Source organism: Moorena sp. SIOASIH (assembly GCF_010671925.1).
Lineage (GTDB): Bacteria > Cyanobacteriota > Cyanobacteriia > Cyanobacteriales > Coleofasciculaceae > Moorena.
Map to the genome: position 1 here is coordinate 282,665 of NZ_JAAHIH010000003.1, position 16,677 is coordinate 299,341.

13 protein-coding genes and 4 pseudogenes are annotated in these 16,677 nt (G+C 42.9%); 12 read left to right on the forward strand and 5 right to left on the reverse strand.

Annotated features, from left to right (window positions below):
• The first annotated feature begins 195 nt into the window (after window positions 1-195).
• A pseudogene (locus F6J90_RS16435) lies at window positions 196-1,420 on the forward strand (transposase).
• 41 nt (window positions 1,421-1,461) lie between these two features.
• On the opposite strand, the pseudogene F6J90_RS16440 reads toward F6J90_RS16435, so the two are convergent.
• Window positions 1,462-2,225 (reverse strand): annotated as a pseudogene (locus F6J90_RS16440) (IS5 family transposase).
• 216 nt (window positions 2,226-2,441) lie between these two features.
• Between F6J90_RS16440 and F6J90_RS16445 the strand changes: the two are divergent.
• From F6J90_RS16445 to F6J90_RS16455, 3 genes are all read left to right on the forward strand, one after another.
• On the forward strand, window positions 2,442-2,729 hold the full coding sequence (locus F6J90_RS16445; protein ID WP_293095572.1) for an addiction module antidote protein: 288 nt from the start codon (window positions 2,442-2,444) through the stop codon (window positions 2,727-2,729).
• 191 nt (window positions 2,730-2,920) lie between these two features.
• Complete coding sequence (locus F6J90_RS16450) at window positions 2,921-4,255, forward strand: cytochrome P450 (RefSeq protein ID WP_293095574.1); 1,335 nt, start codon at window positions 2,921-2,923, stop codon at window positions 4,253-4,255.
• Window positions 4,256-4,547: 292 nt separating this feature from the next.
• Window positions 4,548-5,222: a hypothetical protein gene (locus tag F6J90_RS16455; protein ID WP_293095577.1), complete on the forward strand. Its 675-nt coding sequence runs from the start codon at window positions 4,548-4,550 to the stop codon at window positions 5,220-5,222.
• Between the two features lie 17 nt (window positions 5,223-5,239).
• Here F6J90_RS16455 and F6J90_RS16460 read toward each other — a convergent pair.
• A pseudogene (locus F6J90_RS16460) lies at window positions 5,240-6,382 on the reverse strand (IS4 family transposase).
• Between the two features lie 566 nt (window positions 6,383-6,948).
• Here F6J90_RS16460 and F6J90_RS16465 point away from each other — a divergent pair.
• The 4 genes from F6J90_RS16465 to F6J90_RS16480 all read left to right on the forward strand — a co-directional run bounded on the left by F6J90_RS16465 (window position 6,949) and on the right by F6J90_RS16480 (window position 13,366).
• Complete coding sequence (locus F6J90_RS16465; protein WP_293095579.1) at window positions 6,949-7,311, forward strand: EF-hand domain-containing protein; 363 nt, start codon at window positions 6,949-6,951, stop codon at window positions 7,309-7,311.
• 436 nt (window positions 7,312-7,747) lie between these two features.
• Complete coding sequence (locus F6J90_RS16470; protein WP_293095581.1) at window positions 7,748-8,422, forward strand: glutathione S-transferase family protein; 675 nt, start codon at window positions 7,748-7,750, stop codon at window positions 8,420-8,422.
• A 327-nt stretch (window positions 8,423-8,749) separates the two neighbouring features.
• Complete coding sequence (locus tag F6J90_RS16475; RefSeq protein WP_293095583.1) at window positions 8,750-11,272, forward strand: heavy metal translocating P-type ATPase; 2,523 nt, start codon at window positions 8,750-8,752, stop codon at window positions 11,270-11,272.
• Window positions 11,273-11,386: 114 nt separating this feature from the next.
• Window positions 11,387-13,366, forward strand: a complete 1,980-nt coding sequence (locus tag F6J90_RS16480; RefSeq protein WP_293095585.1) for a WD40 repeat domain-containing serine/threonine-protein kinase — start codon at window positions 11,387-11,389, stop codon at window positions 13,364-13,366.
• On the opposite strand, the gene F6J90_RS16485 is transcribed toward F6J90_RS16480, so the two are convergent.
• A complete protein-coding gene (locus F6J90_RS16485; protein ID WP_293095587.1) occupies window positions 13,367-13,507 on the reverse strand; it encodes a hypothetical protein in 141 nt (46 codons plus the stop codon).
• A 180-nt stretch (window positions 13,508-13,687) separates the two neighbouring features.
• On the opposite strand from F6J90_RS16485, the gene F6J90_RS16490 reads away from it, so the two are divergent.
• Window positions 13,688-14,170: a Uma2 family endonuclease gene (locus F6J90_RS16490; RefSeq protein WP_366513771.1), complete on the forward strand. Its 483-nt coding sequence runs from the start codon at window positions 13,688-13,690 to the stop codon at window positions 14,168-14,170.
• A gap of 15 nt (window positions 14,171-14,185) precedes the next feature.
• On the opposite strand, the gene F6J90_RS16495 is transcribed toward F6J90_RS16490, so the two are convergent.
• Window positions 14,186-14,347: a hypothetical protein gene (locus tag F6J90_RS16495; RefSeq protein ID WP_293095590.1), complete on the reverse strand. Its 162-nt coding sequence runs from the start codon at window positions 14,345-14,347 to the stop codon at window positions 14,186-14,188.
• Here F6J90_RS16495 and F6J90_RS16500 point away from each other — a divergent pair.
• The 3 genes from F6J90_RS16500 to F6J90_RS16510 all read left to right on the forward strand — a co-directional run bounded on the left by F6J90_RS16500 (window position 14,341) and on the right by F6J90_RS16510 (window position 16,167).
• Window positions 14,341-14,592 carry a hypothetical protein gene (locus F6J90_RS16500; protein ID WP_293095592.1) on the forward strand — a complete coding sequence of 84 codons (252 nt, stop codon included), beginning with the start codon at window positions 14,341-14,343 and terminating at the stop codon, window positions 14,590-14,592. The genes F6J90_RS16495 and F6J90_RS16500 overlap by 7 nt on opposite strands.
• A 106-nt stretch (window positions 14,593-14,698) precedes the next feature.
• The gene (locus F6J90_RS16505; protein WP_293095594.1) at window positions 14,699-15,910 is read left to right on the forward strand and encodes a transposase; all 1,212 of its coding nucleotides are present in this window, start codon (window positions 14,699-14,701) and stop codon (window positions 15,908-15,910) included.
• 8 nt (window positions 15,911-15,918) lie between these two features.
• Complete coding sequence (locus F6J90_RS16510; protein ID WP_293095597.1) at window positions 15,919-16,167, forward strand: hypothetical protein; 249 nt, start codon at window positions 15,919-15,921, stop codon at window positions 16,165-16,167.
• Window positions 16,168-16,223: 56 nt separating this feature from the next.
• Here the strand turns inward: F6J90_RS16510 and F6J90_RS16515 are convergent.
• A pseudogene (locus F6J90_RS16515) lies at window positions 16,224-16,612 on the reverse strand (zinc ribbon domain-containing protein); the annotation flags it as partial.
• Window positions 16,613-16,677: the final 65 nt, after the last annotated feature.

The window sequence follows — 16,677 nt, forward strand, 5'->3', positions numbered from 1 at the left end:
CTGGTGTATAACTCCATGATTGAGGAGTTTTGCGTCAGGAGTGGTGACCGAAAAACCTGAGGGCGCAAGCCCCTGGATTCTATCCATGGGGTTAGCCCGAACAGGAATTTATTCCCTAACAGCGATCAGAACTTTTGCTTCAAGATATCGACTATAATAGCAAGTAATACATTAATCCGAAGGAGGTAATTTTAAGTGTTGGTTATGGAGTTCAAGGCTGTACTAAAAGAGAATCAAAAGTTGGCAATAAATGAAGCCATTAGAACGGCTCGCTTTGTCCGCAATAAGGTACTTCGGTACTGGATGGACAATAGTAGTACAGGGAAGAAAGAACTCTATCGCTACAACACTCAATTAAGAGAGGAATTCAAGTTTGTTAAAGACCTCAACAGTCATGCTTGTCAAGCTTCTGTTGAGAACGTAGAACGCGCTATCAAGCGTTTCTTTGATAACTGCAAGAAGAAAGTCCCTGGCAAAAAGGGTTATCCTCGCTTTAAGAAACATTCTAGGTCAGTGGAATACAAGCAATCTGGATGGAAGTTATCCCCAGATAAGAAGTTTATCAATTTTACTGACAAGAAGGGGATTGGGAAGGTCAAACTCAAGGGCACCTGGGACTTATGGGGATTCGACCAGAAACTGATCAAGAGGGTTCGGATTGTTCAAAGAGCCGATGGGTACTATGTCCAGTTTTGCCTTAAAGTAGATAATTCCCAGCAGTTAGAAGCTACTGGTTTTACCATTGGCTTAGACGTCGGACTAAAAGAATTCTATACAGACTCTGATGGGTACTCCGAACCTAACCCTAGATTTTATAGAAAAGGTGAAAAACGTTTAAAATTTTATCAACGTCGGGTTTCCCGAAAAAAGAAAGGCTCTGCTAACCGAAAGAAAGCAGTTAATAGGCTAGGTAGGACTCATCTTAGAATAAGTAGGCAACGTAAAGAACATGCCTTGAGACTGGCACGTTGCGTAATCCGGTCTAACGACTTGGTCGCCTACGTTCGCGCAGCGTGCCGTAAGGCAAGATCTAAGAGTTAAGAACCTGGGTAAAAACCACTGTCTTGCCAAATCTATCAATGATGCAGGTTGGTACCAATTTCGAGAATGGTTAGAATATTTTGGCCAAAAGTTTGGCAGGATAACTGTCGCAGTAAATCCTGCTTATACAAGTCAAAACTGTTCTAATTGTGGCGAAGTGGTCAAGAAGTCGTTATCAACTAGAACCCATACCTGTAAGTGTGGGTGCCAATTAGATCGCGACCACAACGCTGCCAAAAACATCTTAACGAGAGCCTTGAGTACGGTGGGGCACACCGGAACTTATCAAAACGCTTGGGGAGATCTGTCCTCTACTCTTCCTGGTTCCGGCCTGGTTGAGCAAGATGGGTCTATGAACCAAGAATCCCCCGGTTTATAACCGTGGGGAGTGTCAAATCAAGACAGCCCTAGGGCGTGTCATCAATTAAGCCAGATAACGGTAGCAGCCAGATAAATTGCTCCTAGAAAGTTTATTGCCCGTAAATCAATCGCGTGTGGCAATCGCTCGATATTGCTTGAGTTGGGCAAAGAAGTTTTCAATTAGATGTCGTGCTTGGTATAAGTATCGATCATACTCACGCTTAACAGTACGGTTGCACAAGGGCTGAATAACTGCCGTTTTACCTTGTTGTTTAAGTCGTTCAATCACGCGCTCATCAGCATCGTATCCCTTGTCGGCAAGGAGTGTATCAGCAGCAAGCTCGTTGAGTAGGACATCGGCTCCATCAAGGTCACAGGCTTGTCCAGGAGTTAGGTGAAAGCCGATCGGTAGCCAATGGGCATCCACCAAGGTATGAATCTTGGTACTCAGTCCACCTTTACTGCGACCAATCGCTTCGCTAGCGGCATCCCCCCCTTTGCCCCAGCACTATGCTGGTGGGCACGCACAATAGTTGAGTCTATCATCGCGTATTCGTTGTCAGCATCATTGGCTAATACTTCAAACACCCTTTGCCACACTCCACGCTTTGCCCATCGGCGTTCATCGGGTATGAACTACTCGAAAATCACCAAATCTTTCAGGTAAGTCCCGCCAGGGAATGCCAGCTCGGTAGCGATACAGCACGGCTTCGACAAACAATCGATTATCTTTAGCCGTCACTCCGACCGTTTCTTTTCGTCCTGGTAGTAAGTCGAGAGATGCGTTCCCACTGGTCATTCCGCAAAGCATAGCGGCGCGTCATTTTAGCACTCCTGAGATTACTCAACTCGCCAAGAATTTATCTATTTTAAACTGGATTGACATTTATTTGATGACACGCCCTAGATCTAGCACAAGAGTTAGATAGCAATCCGTGTAGGAATTGAGAGAATTTTGATGCCATATTCCCTACTCCCTACTCCCTACTCCCTGTTCCCAGATCTGCTGTTCCCTGTTCCCTTTGGTATAAGAGATCGTCATGACCAACATCAAAACCCATCCCTGGGATGTGGCAGAACATCTAGAGACCAAAGAAGATATGGCGGCCTATCTCGAAGCTGCTCTTGAAGATGGCGATCCTGCCTTGGTGGTGGCGGCTCTAGGAGATATTGCTCGTTCCAAAGGAATGACACAAATTGCTAGTGAAACGGGTCTAGGACATGAGAGTCTTGATCAGGCGTTGTTGATGGAAGGTAATCCAGAGTTAGCCACTGTTCTCAAGGTAATACAGGCACTTGGTCTACGGTTGCGGGCTACTCCGATATGAAGTATTGCATTTTTGTTGTTGTGTCTTTTGACTAACTTAGAACGTTTCTACCTAAACGAATTGGTAACCAAGTTACTCAGAAAAGATTTCAAAATTAATAATCATATCCAGTAGGGATTTCAAAATAACATGGGTTTACCCTGGATCAGGCAAGAGATAATAGGTCTTGACCCTGCAGCTTGCTTATTCCCATGGAAACCACTACTCAAGATATGCGTTCGCTTCCATTGCCCCCTGGTAACGTCTGTTTACCCATTATCGGTGAGACGATCAGCTTTTTAACGGATCGAAATTTCCACAAAAAGCGGTCAGAAAAGTATGGGCGCATCTACAAAACCCACATTTTTGGTAGTCCTGCGGTGACGATGAATACTGCAGAAGCGAATCAATTTCTGTTTACGAATGAAAATCAGTATGTTGCTTCTATCTGGCCCAAAAGCACGCAAATCTTACTTGGAGCCGCCTCACTGGCCAACCAAACGGGAGTTTTCCACCAAAAGCGCCGTAAGTTAATGTCCCAGGCGTTTCAACCGAGAGCATTAGCTAGTTATATTCCCACCATGGCCAACATTACTAGCAATTATCTCCAGAAATGGGAACAGATGGGAACTTTAACCTGGTATCCTCAACTGCAGGACTATACCTTTGAGATCGCTAGTACCTTGCTGATGGGAACTGATGGAGGTTCCGAAACCCCTCTGGCTCAACTATTTAATAACTTTTCTGAGGGAGTGTTCAGTATCCCGCTCTCTCTACCTTGGACAAGGTTTGGTAAAGCCTTGCGTGCTCGTCAAGGATTGCTGACCTATATCGAAACCATTGTCCAACAGCGACAGCAACAGAAAAATCCCGGAGAGGACGCCTTAGGATTATTGTTAAAAGCCGAGGATGACCAGGGGAATTCCTTGAGTTTGGATGAAATCAAAGACCAAGTGCTTCTGTTGTTGTGGGCAGGTCACGAAACCTTAACCTCTGCGATCGCATCCTTTTGTCTGTTGACAGCGCAGCATCCAGATGTTGTTGCCCATCTCCGTGCTGAACAACAGCAGTTTTCTGGTTCAGAACCCCTAACCATGGAACATCTCAAGCAGATGACCTATCTAGAGCAAGTGCTCAAAGAAGTGCTGCGCATACTTCCTCCGGTTAGTGGTCTGTTTCGGAAGGTTATTCAGTCTTTTGAATTTAACGGTTACTTGATTCCTCAAGGTTGGACTGTACTGTGCCAAATTACCGAAACCCACAAAAATCAGGAAATTTATCAAGATCATCAACGCTTTGACCCAGATCGGTTTGGCCGAGATAGGACAGAAGATAAACAAAAAACCTTTGGATATATCCCCTTTGGAGGTGGTTTACGGGAATGTTTAGGCAGGGAGTTTGCCAAATTAGAAATGAAGATTTTCGCGGCTCAATTGCTCCGGGATTATGACTGGAAATTAGTGCCAGATCAAGATTTAGAAATGGTGGTGATTCCAACTCCCCATCCCCGGGATGGACTTAAGGTTAATTTTAGCCGTAGAGTGTAAGCATTCAGCCGTCAGCCATCAGCTTATTTTATTCAAAAGCTATTCCCGTAGCTTAGCCACAGGCCAAAGGCTGATATAGGGCTACAGGAAAGGCAAGAGGCATGCATGCAAGAGGCAAAGGTGCCCTTGATCCATTAAGAATTAAATTCGCTACGGGTCGCACCTTTTGCTGCTTGTATCAATGTCAAACACCTTAATGCTTAGTGCTATCTCATCACTTTCTTAAGTTAAGCTTAAATCTCAGGTTATTTAGACTTGATGTGGTAATACAATGTAGTTTGTGTGCTTAAAAATGGCTAGTCTTGCCTCACCATTGCCATGGAGTGATCCAACACTGAAGATTTTAGTTTCACTTATGATCAATTCAATGTCGAAAGCTGACCATAGCCTCTCTAGGAAAACTTCCGGTGATTTATGGTATTCAGATAAAAAACTTTTGGCTCCATATTTAAATCTCGAAAAAGATGGATACCTTGTTTATGTCATGGCTGTTAATGACCAGACTAAACATTGGACTGAACAGGTTCGCGAAGTGCATAAAATGCACTTAAAAAAAGCAGGATATGAGGGATTTAGCAATCAGATTGACGATGAATATCATTTATTAGGAACCTATTTTTTTGTCATCAAATACAATGAAATAGTAATAACATCACGAATTAACGATAGAACAAAGTCGAGTAGATTACCTTTTGAAATGGGGCAAAGACCCAATGGTGAACATTACGTTTTTCAGGACAATATTCCGTCAGTCGATATCAATACATACAGCATAATTCTCAGACACTACAGGCGAGCCACACCATTACTATTAGCAGCTTTGGGTAAATATATTGATGACTTAGGAGCTAAAAGGACTTTCTGTTTGGTCGATCGTGAAAACAAAGTTACTCAGAGGATGTATCATGATGATTTCAAATTCTTATACTCAACTACATTTGAGGAGCCGATAGTGTTCCCTTCCTGAGGGGGCGACGAAATAAGCTAAAACGCAGACTCTATAAGTAATCTAGCCCTTAGACCTCGTTGATAATACTTTCGTTTATTAGGATTTAATTTCATTAATTCGGTTACTAATTCTAGACAAACATCCTTGAGATTGACCCAAGTTTGGCTATATAAACCAACGTAAAAACTGCTATGTCTGCGTTCCCTACGACGAGATTCTTTGACACGAGCCACATAGTTTTGTATTCCTTGACGTTTAATATGCTGACCTTGAATTGTTGAGGAAGTGTAAGCTATCGCAATTAATAACACTAGAGAAATAAGTCGTTTACCCTCAACCTTAGTCTCCTCTATATTATAACCACCTGTCTTAAAATCTCTAAACATTTCCTCGATATCAAATCTTTTTTTATAAGCTGAAATCGCCAACTCTAAGCTCTCAAGATTTGTCAGAATAAACCAGGCTTCTTTTGGGGCTATTCCCTTGAGTTTACGTTGCCACTTACAAGCGACATTAAAACTTATAAACCCACGGGTCTTGGTCACTTTAACTCCTTGGATAAACAAAGATAATCCTGGTGTTAAGCCTAAATTATTTAATTGAATCCAAAAATCATTTTTCACTTCGATAAATTCGTTCTTCTTAAGACGTAAGCAGAAATATACACCCAACGACTGGAGATGCTGCGCCAGCTTGAGTGAGCAAAATTCTCTATCCCCTAAGAGACAAACTTTATAATTTTTTAAAAGTGGCATCACTGAAGATAGGGCAGTTTTCTGTTCATTAATATTGCTAGACCCTAATTTGGGAAGTAATTCAAAATATATAGGAAAGGTTCTTTTATCCCAAACTATACTGATCATGAGGAAATTTATGCGACTCCAATTTGTGCGGTCTATCGCTACATAAATTAATTCTTCAGTTGTAAAGTATGTTGATAACCAGGTTTCAACAATTGGGAACCAAATTTTTTCAATCGTCAGATTAGGCAATGATAAAAATCGTTGTATTCTTTTTCTACGACTTTCAAATTTTATGGGAATTGATAGAGCATTTGCTAATTTTTATAAATTTACTTTTTTAATTGTCTGTAGGAGACTAAGCAGAATTAGAATGAATAAGTATTCTGACTTATTAAGTTGACTTTTTAAGTGGTTTTGGTAAAATGCAGGTAACATTTTCAATTGGTAGGTCTTGTTGCAAATAAGGGACCTATTTTTTTTTACCACAAAATGGTCAAAGCTTTACATTTAAAGCTTTTCAGGCTATTTCGTCGCCCCCCCAGGTTCCCTTCTTTCCTCAATGGATTGAACCAGCAGCCAGTTGAATGGAAGATGATGGAATGGAATGAACAAACGATTAAGTATTATTCTGAATTGCACCGAATGATAACTATAGAAACGAAATAAAGCACCTAATAGTAAGTATTTATATGGCGGTGGGGCCCAGAAAACATCGTAAGCATTAAGCTAAATGGCTGTAAGTCCTCAGTGACCTATTGTCCATGAATTTGCTGAAGTCGAACTCAAGTGGTAATGGAATCCATGTAGTACAAAGATTATTTTGTGAAGGCAAAAAATTAACGAGACTATGGTAGTATAGTTTTGTCAGCTAAAGGTTTAGAAGTTCTTTATGCTGAACAGTAGCAATGCTGTTGTGTAGTAGGAATTTACCTAGCCTTGAAGCTACCTTGGTGAATTGCACCAGTCAAATCTTACTTTTTTATTGATGGAGATTAGCCAACATGCTTACTGAATTTCAAACTAAGAAATGGACGCATTTGTTTAATATTTATGATAATAATAATGATGGTGTTGTAACCAAAGAAGACTTTGAGATTAAAGCACAGACAGTGGCTAAGTTACATAATCTTCAGCCGGGATCAGCTGGTTATGACAAGATGTATGCCGAAGTCATGGCTGATTGGGATCATCTCCAAAAAGATGTAGATAAAAACAATAATGGTGAAATTAGTTTAGATGAGTGGCTCGAACATGGTTATACTCGCATTAGCAGCAACGAAATGTACGAGACTGTGAAAAAAGAAGCTGATGCAGTTTTCGAGCTGTTTGATCAGAATGGGGATGGTGTTATAAGTCCTGAATAATTTTCTAATTTTATCAAAGCCTGGGGAGTTAGCGATGAAGAATTAGAGATTGCTTGCTCTAAGCTAAATCTAAAAGCAGGTAACACCTTGTCTAAGGATCAGTTTAAAGACTTGCTTGAACAATTTCACAAAAGTGATGACCCAGATTCTCCTGGTAATTATCTTTTCGGTTCGTTATAAGCTCGATCGCGTAGCGTGACCAAAGGTCAATCGCTTTTAGCGTGGCCAAAGGTCAATCATTTGATATTGTAGATCTCGTAGGGTGCGTTAGGCGAAGCCGTAACGCACCATTAGTTTGAAGCCGTAACTAGCTAACTTTTTGATTTCACAGACCCTGAAGTTTCAGAAATAACCTGACTTTTAAGAAGCAAGCGCAATCCTTTTTTTCGATCAACTTAAGCTAAACTTCAAAGGTAAACTTCGGGATAAATAATCGATGCTCAAATTCTACTACAATACCCTCTCGCCCAATGTTCGTCGTGTCTGGCTAACTTTACTAGAAAAAAACCTTACCTTTGAAACAGTATTACTTAAATTAGATGGCGATCAATTTCAACCAGAGTTTTTAGAAATTAACCCCTTTCATCACATTCCCGTTCTGGAGGATAACGGCTTGCGGTTAGTAGAATCCTTGGCAATTATGGACTACTTGGAAGCCAAATACCCCACACCTGCGCTGCTGCCAACTTCACCAGAGGCATTAGCCAAGGTACGCATGGTACAATTGTTGACTGCTAATGAGCTATTTTCCCCAGTAGTTCAACTAATCTGTCAAAAGGAAGATTCACCACAATTTAAACTAGCCAAGAGGAAGCTAGATACAGTACTCAAATTTTTATCAGACTTGCTAGGAAATAGCCCTTACTTTGGTTCGGACCAGTTAACCTTAGGAGATATCGTTGCTGGAGCAGCAATATCCTTATTGCCGAAGTTAGAGATTAATCTTACTGATTATCCTAACATGGATCAGTGGTTTAAAAGATTGATGCAACGGGAACCATGGCAGAAAACAGACATGAGTGCAGAGGATTTTGAAGAATTCAAGCGGCGAATCAAAGTTCTCGTAAAACTGCGTGCTCGTGAATTGATTGGAGGAAATAAGACACAGTAAACTCAGCTTCCGATAGGGTATAGAGCTATGGACAAGGCAAGAGGTAATAGGCAATATGCAAAAAAAAGTTTTTTTAGTCAACTTTTGCTGCTTTTATCAATCTCAAACACCTTAATTCGTAGTGCTATACCTCAATGAATTGTAAGAATTTTTGATGTCATATTCCCTGTTCCCGTCTTGATGCAATAGCGAGTGGGGGAAACCCCCAAGACCGCGCTGCATCGCTGTTCCCTGTTCCCTGTTCCCTCACTAAGCACTAACACTCATCCCCTTGACTCTCCACTATACTAGAGAGTTTATCCTTTAACCGTAGGGTTAAAGGAAATCATGAAACAACAAAACTTTCGTTTACAAGGAATGAGCTGCGCTGGTTGCGCCAGACGCATTGAAACCGTGATTCAAGCCGTTCCAGGTGTGGTAGAGTGCAGGGTCAATTTTGGTACAGAAGAAGCTAGTATTACCTACAATACCGAGGAAACTAACCCCCAAAAAACTAACCAGCAACTAACCAAACTAATTCAACAGACAGTGAGTGATGCTGGCTACCAAGCTTTCCTGATCGAGGATATCAGTGATCAGCCTGATGATCTCGAATCGCAACGTCAAGCGGAAACCCTTGACCTAAAACGAAAATTCATTGTCGGTGCTGTGCTTAGTACTGTATTAGTGATTGGTTCACTACCGATGATGACAGGATTATCTATTCCGTGGATTCCATCTTGGTTACATCACCCTTGGCTACAGCTGGTCTTAACCACACCTGTTCTGTTTTGGTGTGGACAGTCCTTTTTGACTGGAGCATGGAAAGCCTGGAAACACAAAACAGCAGATATGAATACTCTAGTCACCCTTGGGACTAGTGCTGCCTATGTCTATTCTCTGTTTCCCACGGTGTTGCCCCCGGTTGTTTTGAAATCTTTCCTACCCCAAGGGGTAACTCTCCCTGTTTACTATGAAACCACTGCTGTAGTGATTACCCTGATTTTGCTAGGGCGATTGCTGGAACACCGGGCTAAAGGACAGACATCTCAAGCAATTCGTAAGTTGATGGGATTACAAGCTAAAACCGCTCGTGTGATTCGCCATGGTCAAGCCCAGGATATTCCCTTGGCTCAGGTGGAAGTTGGGGATGTGGTCTTAGTGCGTCCAGGAGAAACTATTCCGGTAGACGGCATAGTTATAGAAGGAGCTTCTACTGTGGATGAAGCCATGGTCACAGGAGAAAGTGTTGCGGTCAAGAAACAGTCGGGGGATGAAGTCATTGGAGCAACCATTAATAAAACTGGTAGCTTCCAATTCCAGGCGACTCGGGTAGGGAAAGATACCGTACTGGCACAGATTGTTAAGTTAGTACACCAGGCTCAAGGGTCTAAAGCACCGATTGAAACCTTAGCGGATCAGGTGACAGGTTGGTTTGTGCCGGTAGTGATTGCGATCGCAATGGTCACCTTTGGGGTTTGGTGGATGACCACGGGAAATCCTACCCTAGCAATGATTAATATGGTGGCAGTGTTAGTCATTGCTTGTCCCTGTGCTTTAGGTCTAGCTACTCCAACCGCAGTGATGGTAGGGACCGGTAAAGGGGCAGAAAACGGGATTTTAATTAAAAATGCCGAGAGTCTGGAATTGATTCATCAACTGCAAACTATCGTGCTAGATAAAACCGGAACCCTAACGGAAGGGAAACCGATGGTAACGGATTTTATTACAGTTGGAAGCATCTATGACTCCTCGTCAGAACTGGGCAGGTTCACCGGCAGCAATGAAATCAACTTGCTGCAACTAGCGGCAATAGTGGAAAGTCATTCCGAACATCCCTTAGCTGAAGCAGTAGTGCGCTATGCCCAATCTCAGGGAATAGGATTGCAATTACCAACACCAGAGAATTTTACTGCTGTTGCTGGCAGTGGGGTACAGGCAATTGTTGATCACGATCATTCCCTCTTCTCTTCCGAAGCGGCGGGAGGTGGGCTTACAGCAAGTTTCGCCCCCCTAGCCCCCCAATTCTGGGGGGAAATTGAGTTAAAGTCCCCCAGAATTGGGGGATTTAGGGGGCTTGCAGCTGGTGGTAGTGAGGTCAATTCATCTGAAAACTGCTGTAAGGGCAAGAGATTAGTACAGATTGGGACAAAACGATGGATGGAAGAATTAGGCATTGAAACAGATGTGACAGTGCAACCGGATCGGTCTTTAGGAGATTATCAGGGGGATTGGGAGGCGAGCCGTAAGACGGTAGTTTGGATCGCAGTTGATGGTAAAGTTGAGGGTATTTTGGGTATTGCTGATGCCCTCAAACCTGCTTCAGCTGAGGTGGTGAAAGCCTTGAAGCGATTGGGGTTAGAGGTAGTAATGCTAACGGGAGATAATCAACAAACTGCTGATGCGATCGCAAACGAGGTTGGCATCCATCGGGTATTTGCTCAAGTCCGACCTGATCAAAAAGCTAGCATCATCTCTACTCTCCAAAAAGAAGGCAAAATTTTAGCAATGGTAGGGGATGGGATTAATGATGCCCCAGCTCTGGCTCAAGCAGACGTGGGGATTGCCATTGGTACAGGTACTGATGTTGCGATCGCAGCCTCTGACCTTACCCTAATTTCGGGAGATTTACAAGGTATCATTACAGCCATTCAACTAAGTCGTGCTACCTTCCACACTATTCGCACTAACCTCTTTTTTGCCTTTATCTACAATGTATTAGGAATTCCGATTGCGGCTGGTGTGTTATTCCCGATCTTTGGCTGGTTACTCAATCCCATTATTGCTGGTGCAGCCATGGCATTTAGTTCAGTATCTGTGGTAACTAATGCGTTGCGATTACGGAATTTTAAGCCTATTTCTGGGTTATGAGAGACTGTTATTGGTGGGTTACGGCGGATAGCTCTGTTAAAAGGTGAGCTTTTAGAGTATTCGCCGCCTAACCCACCCTACCCTTGGATTTAAGTAATCTAACCAGCTGTTTGTGTGAGCTACTGTCTCAATCCCAACTGCCCTAAGCCTTACAATCCTGATGGCAACAAGTTTTGCCAAACTTGCGGCACTAAACTCTTGTTAGGACAGCAATACCGCCCTATTAAGCTGATTGCAGCAGGAGGCTTTGGCAGAACGCTTTTGGCCATCGACGAGGGAAAAGCGTCTAAATCCTACTGTGTGATTAAGCAATTTTACCCCCAAGGTAGCAATCAAGGTAACAATCAAGGTAACAATCAAGGTAACAATCATCCTACCAGAGCTGCTCGATTATTTCACCAGGAAGCCTTGCGCTTGGAACAGTTGGGCAAACATCCCCAGATTCCTGAACTCTTCGCCCATTTTCAACAAGATCATCACTGGTACATTGTCCAGGAATTTATCCATGGGCAAAATTTAGCTCAAGAGTTGGCAGCAACTGAACCATTCCGAGAAAGTCAGATTCGTAGACTCCTGAGTCAGTTGTTACCAGTGGTGCACTTTATCCACCAAGGTAAGGTGATTCATCGGGATATCAAGCCAGAGAATATCATTCGTCGTGGTATCCTCCGCCCCAGTGCTAGGCAGGGGGTTATCACTCCCCCAGACCTGGTACTGGTAGATTTTGGTGCTGCCAAGTATGCCACAGCCACTACCTTAGCCAAAACTGGCACAACTATTGGTAGTGCTGGTTATGCGGCTCCCGAACAAATCTTTGGTAAAGCAGTATTTGCCAGTGACATCTATAGTTTAGGGGTCACCTGCATTCATTTGTTGACCCAAACTCAGCCATTTAATTTATACGATCCGATGGAAAATGGCTTTGTCTGGCGGGATTTTTTGGTTCATAATCCCGTCAGTAGACAATTGAGTCGGATTCTCGACAAAATGATTCAGAGTTCCATCAAGCTCAGGTATCAATCCGCGATCGCAGTGATGGACGATTTAGGAATCACCCAAGAAACGGAAGCTGGTCTTACCTGGGAGCCATTCCGCCGTAATCAACTAACTCCCCAATCCACTGGTAAAACTGGTAAAGCTGGTAAAACTGGTAAAACTAATGTAACAAGCAACTCTCGGCCACCAAGAGGTAATCCCAGGATTATCGTTTTTGCAGCAACCACTCTCAACGGTCATTCCGATGAAATTTATTCTGTAGCCTTTAGCCCTGATGGACGTACCCTAGCCAGTGGGTGTAGGGACAAAACTATCAAGTTATGGGAGTTGAAAACAGCCTGGGAAATCCTTACCTTTGGAGGTTGGTTTTCTAAGCATTCCGCTGAAGTACGTGCTGTAGCATTTAGTCCTCAGGGAAAGACTGTTGCTAGTGGTAGCGCTGACGAGACCATCAAACTCTGGAATGTCCGTAATGGTAAAGAGATTTTCACCTTCACAGGGCATTCCGGTGAGGTCAATTCCATTGCCTTTCACCCCCAAGGATACCACCTTGCCAGTGGCAGTAGCGATCGCACTATTAAGCTTTGGGATGTTCGTACCCTTAAGCGGCTCACTACTCTGACAGGACATTCATCATTGATTCATTCAGTAGTCTTTAGGCCAGATGGAAAAATCCTTGCCAGTGGTAGTGCTGACGCTACCATCAAGCTGTGGGGTTCCTTAAGTGGTCAGGAAATTCACACCTTTGAAGGGCATTTAGACGACGTGCTTGCGATCGCGTTCACTCCCAATGGACAGACCCTAGCCAGTGCTAGTGCTGACGGTACTATCAAGCTTTGGGATATTGGCACTGCCCAGGAAATTACCACCCTCAACGGACATAATGGTTGTGTTTATGCGATCGCATTTGACCGTAGTGGCAAAATCCTCGCTAGTGGTAGTGCAGATACTACTATAAAGCTATGGGATGTTGATACAACTCAAGAAATTGGCACTCTCAACGGTCATTTAGACGCTATTCATGCTCTTGCTTTTGGTCCGAATAACAGAACTCTTGCCAGTGGTAGTTTCGATAACACTATCAAGATTTGGCGCTAATTACTTAGCTTGCTTCAGGCAATAGGCAATAGGCAATAGGCAATAGGCAATAGGCAATAGGCAATAGGCAATAGGCAATAGGCAATAGGCAATAGGCAATAGGCAATAGGCAATAGGCAATAGGCAATAGGCAATAGGCAATAGGCAATCCGATGATTAAGAACTAATAATTATACTTACGCTAAACATAATAACAAAGGAAAATTTTAAATACCGATGCAACTAAAAGCTGAACCAAACTATTATTCTCCAGAAGACTATTTAAAACTAGAATAAACAGCAGAATACAAGAGTGAATATCGGGATGGATAAATTATACCAATGACTGGTGTTACTACCAATCATAATCAAATTGCCCTTAATATTGCTACCCTTTTCAAACTTGGGTTAAAGGGAAAACAGTACAAAGTTTACATTGGTGATGTGCGTTTGTGGATACCTCGTTACCGTCAGTATACCTATCCAGATGTTATGGTGATTCAGGGCGAACCGGTTTACACAGGTAAGGGAACAACTACAGTAATGAACCCGATGTTAATTGTCGAAGTTTTATCAAACTATACTAAAAACTATGACCAAGGTGATAAGTTTTTATACTATCGTTCCATCTCAGAATTCAAAGAATATATTCTAATCGAACAAAGTGAGTATCGTCTACTGCAATATATAAAAACTGCTACCAATCAATGGCAGTTCACTGAGTATGAATCAGAAAATTCCGTTATTTCTCTAAATTCCTTAGAGTTAAGCGTTTCTTTTCAAGATATTTACGAGGGGGTAAATTTTAAACTTAATCAAGAATAATTTTTTGATTAATTATTAAACAGGCAACAGGCAACAGGCAACAGGCAACAGGCAATAGGCAATGGCAATAGGCAATAGGCAATAGGCAATAGGCAACAGGCAATAGGCAACAGAGAAAAGGTAAAAAAATCTCTGTACCTGATTAATATCAAAACTGCTATAACAATCAATTGCCATTAATCCTTGGCCTTTCGGCCACGCTACGCGAACAACCAAACAACCAAACAACCTTCAACCAAACAACCTTCAACCTTCAACCAAACAACCTTCAACCTTCAACCAAACAACCTTCAACCTTGATAATGAGTAGTAATTTTTTTAGCACAAAAGAAAAGTTCTTTGATCTGTGGGCACCAAACTACGACATCCTTTTCACCACAGTATTTTACAAAAATTTGGGTAATCGCGCCCCGTCCTTATAGGACGGCTTTTTTTTTTAGATCTATCCTGGCAATTGTCGCCAGATGTGGTATTATCAAATACTATCGGAGTAGGTCGAGTTCGTTCGCGTAGCGTGACCAAAGGTCAATGATAATTTTAGAGTTCAAGGCATACGGCAAAAAAACCCAATATTCTGCAATCGACGAGGCTATTCGGACTGTTAAATTTATCCGAAATAGCTGTATTCGTCTTTGGCTAGACAATAAGGGCACCGGGAAATACGACCTCAGCAAGTATTGTAAAGTCTTGGCTAAACAGTTCCCTTTTGCCAATGAATTGAACTCTAGCGCTCGCCAGGCCGCCTCCGAGAGAGCATGGTCATCAATCGCTCGTTTCTACGACAACTGCAAGAAGAAAGTACCTGGCAAAAAGGGCTTTCCTAAGTTCCAAAAGCGTGGCAGGTCGGTTGAATATAAGCAATCTGGGTGGAAGTTGTCCCCGGATAAAAAGTCAATCACTTTCACTGACAAGAAGGAAATTGGGAAGCTCAAGCTCAAAGGGACATGGGACTTATGGCGCTTCGAAAAGAAGCAAATAAAGAGGGTTAGGATTGTCTGTCGGGCTGATGGGTACTATGTCCAGTTTTGTGTTTCGGTTGATGTCAATGAGGAATTGGAGTCAACAGGGAAAACCATTGGACTGGATGTAGGACTCAAAGACTTTTATACCGATTCCGATGGAAATACCGAACCAAATCCCAGATTTTATCGAACGGGTGAAAAGCGGCTGAAGTTTTATCAACGCCGAGTATCCCGAAGAAAGAAAGGCTCTGCTAACCGAAAGAAAGCCATTGATAGACTAGGTAGGCAGCATCTTAGAATAAGTAGACAACGTGAAGAACATGCCAAAAGACTGGCACGTTGCGTAATCTGGTCTAACGACCTGGTCGCCTACGAAGATCTAAGAGTTAGGAATTTGGTGAAAAATCACTGTCTCGCCAAGTCTATTAATGATGCAGGTTGGTATCAATTCAGAAAATGGTTGGAACATTTTGGTACTAAGTTTGGTCGGATAACGGTTGCAGTTAATCCTGCTTATACCAGCCAGAATTGTTCCCAGTGTGGTGAAGTTGTCACAAAATCTTTGTCAACTCGAACTCATACCTGCAAATGTGGTTGTCAATTAGACAGAGACCACAATGCAGCCATCAACATTCTTAAGAGAGCCTTAAGTACGGTGGGGCACACCGGAACTAGGATCCATGATCTGAACGCTTTGGGAGATCTGTCCTCTACTCTTCCTGACTCCGGTCTGGTTGAGCAAGACGGGTCGTTGAGCAAAGAATCCCCGTCCTTCTAGGGCGGGGAGTGTCAAACTACCTCAATCCTCAACAAGTTTTCTCAGAAGTTAGTCGGGTACTGGAACCCAAAGGACATTATTACCTAGTAGACTATACTGTTAGAGAGCGAAAAAAGTCTTTACCAATTTCCCCTAACCGCATTCGTTTCTATAGCCCACAGCAACGGGAAGAATTTGGCCAGGTAGCCGGTTTGTCATGCTTAGGACATCACCATCTCCTCGGACCCGTTGTGCTAAGTATCTTTCAAAAACCTTAATAACTATAATAACTATTCCGATACTTTTTGGCTACCAAAGTCTACCAAAATAGACTTTAGCCCGCCAATGCAAGCTGTTCACGAAGTGTCGGCTTTGCCGAATCTCTGAGCCAGGGCGTATCTGCCAAAGCACGAAGGAATATTCCTCGTGCGCCATTAATGTCGCGAACGCGCCCCGCGTGACCAAAGGTCAATCCATCACCTGGCCATCAATCTTTGACTTGATGATTTTGCTACCGCCAATATTGACCAATTCGCCAGTCCAGCTAACAGTTTGGCTGGTATACGCCTCGCAGACATCGACAACTACTTTTCCGTTTTCGGCAGCTTTATGCTTCAAAAACTCTTTAAACCGATAGTGAGCAAAAGAAAGCATATTACGAACCGTTTTAGATCTAAGTTTTCGGCTCTGTTTCTTCGACATCTGAGACGTCTCGAAAGGTAAGCATTCAGCCTATGCGCTACGCGCACGCGTGCGCGTTCAGCGGTCAGCCGTCAGCCCTGAGCCAT

Bases quoted from the DNA above. Each gene is read 5' to 3' on its own strand.
- F6J90_RS16445 (WP_293095572.1), top strand. From the start codon at position 2,442: ATGACCAACATCAAAACCCATCCCTGGGATGTGGCAGAACATCTAGAG.
- F6J90_RS16450 (WP_293095574.1), top strand. From the start codon at position 2,921: ATGGAAACCACTACTCAAGATATGCGTTCGCTTCCATTGCCCCCTGGT.
- F6J90_RS16455 (WP_293095577.1), top strand. From the start codon at position 4,548: ATGGCTAGTCTTGCCTCACCATTGCCATGGAGTGATCCAACACTGAAG.
- F6J90_RS16465 (WP_293095579.1), top strand. From the start codon at position 6,949: ATGCTTACTGAATTTCAAACTAAGAAATGGACGCATTTGTTTAATATT.
- F6J90_RS16470 (WP_293095581.1), top strand. From the start codon at position 7,748: ATGCTCAAATTCTACTACAATACCCTCTCGCCCAATGTTCGTCGTGTC.
- F6J90_RS16475 (WP_293095583.1), top strand. From the start codon at position 8,750: ATGAAACAACAAAACTTTCGTTTACAAGGAATGAGCTGCGCTGGTTGC.
- F6J90_RS16490 (WP_366513771.1), top strand. From the start codon at position 13,688: ATGACTGGTGTTACTACCAATCATAATCAAATTGCCCTTAATATTGCT.
- F6J90_RS16495 (WP_293095590.1), bottom strand. From the start codon at position 14,347: ATGGCAATTGATTGTTATAGCAGTTTTGATATTAATCAGGTACAGAGA.
- F6J90_RS16505 (WP_293095594.1), top strand. From the start codon at position 14,699: ATGATAATTTTAGAGTTCAAGGCATACGGCAAAAAAACCCAATATTCT.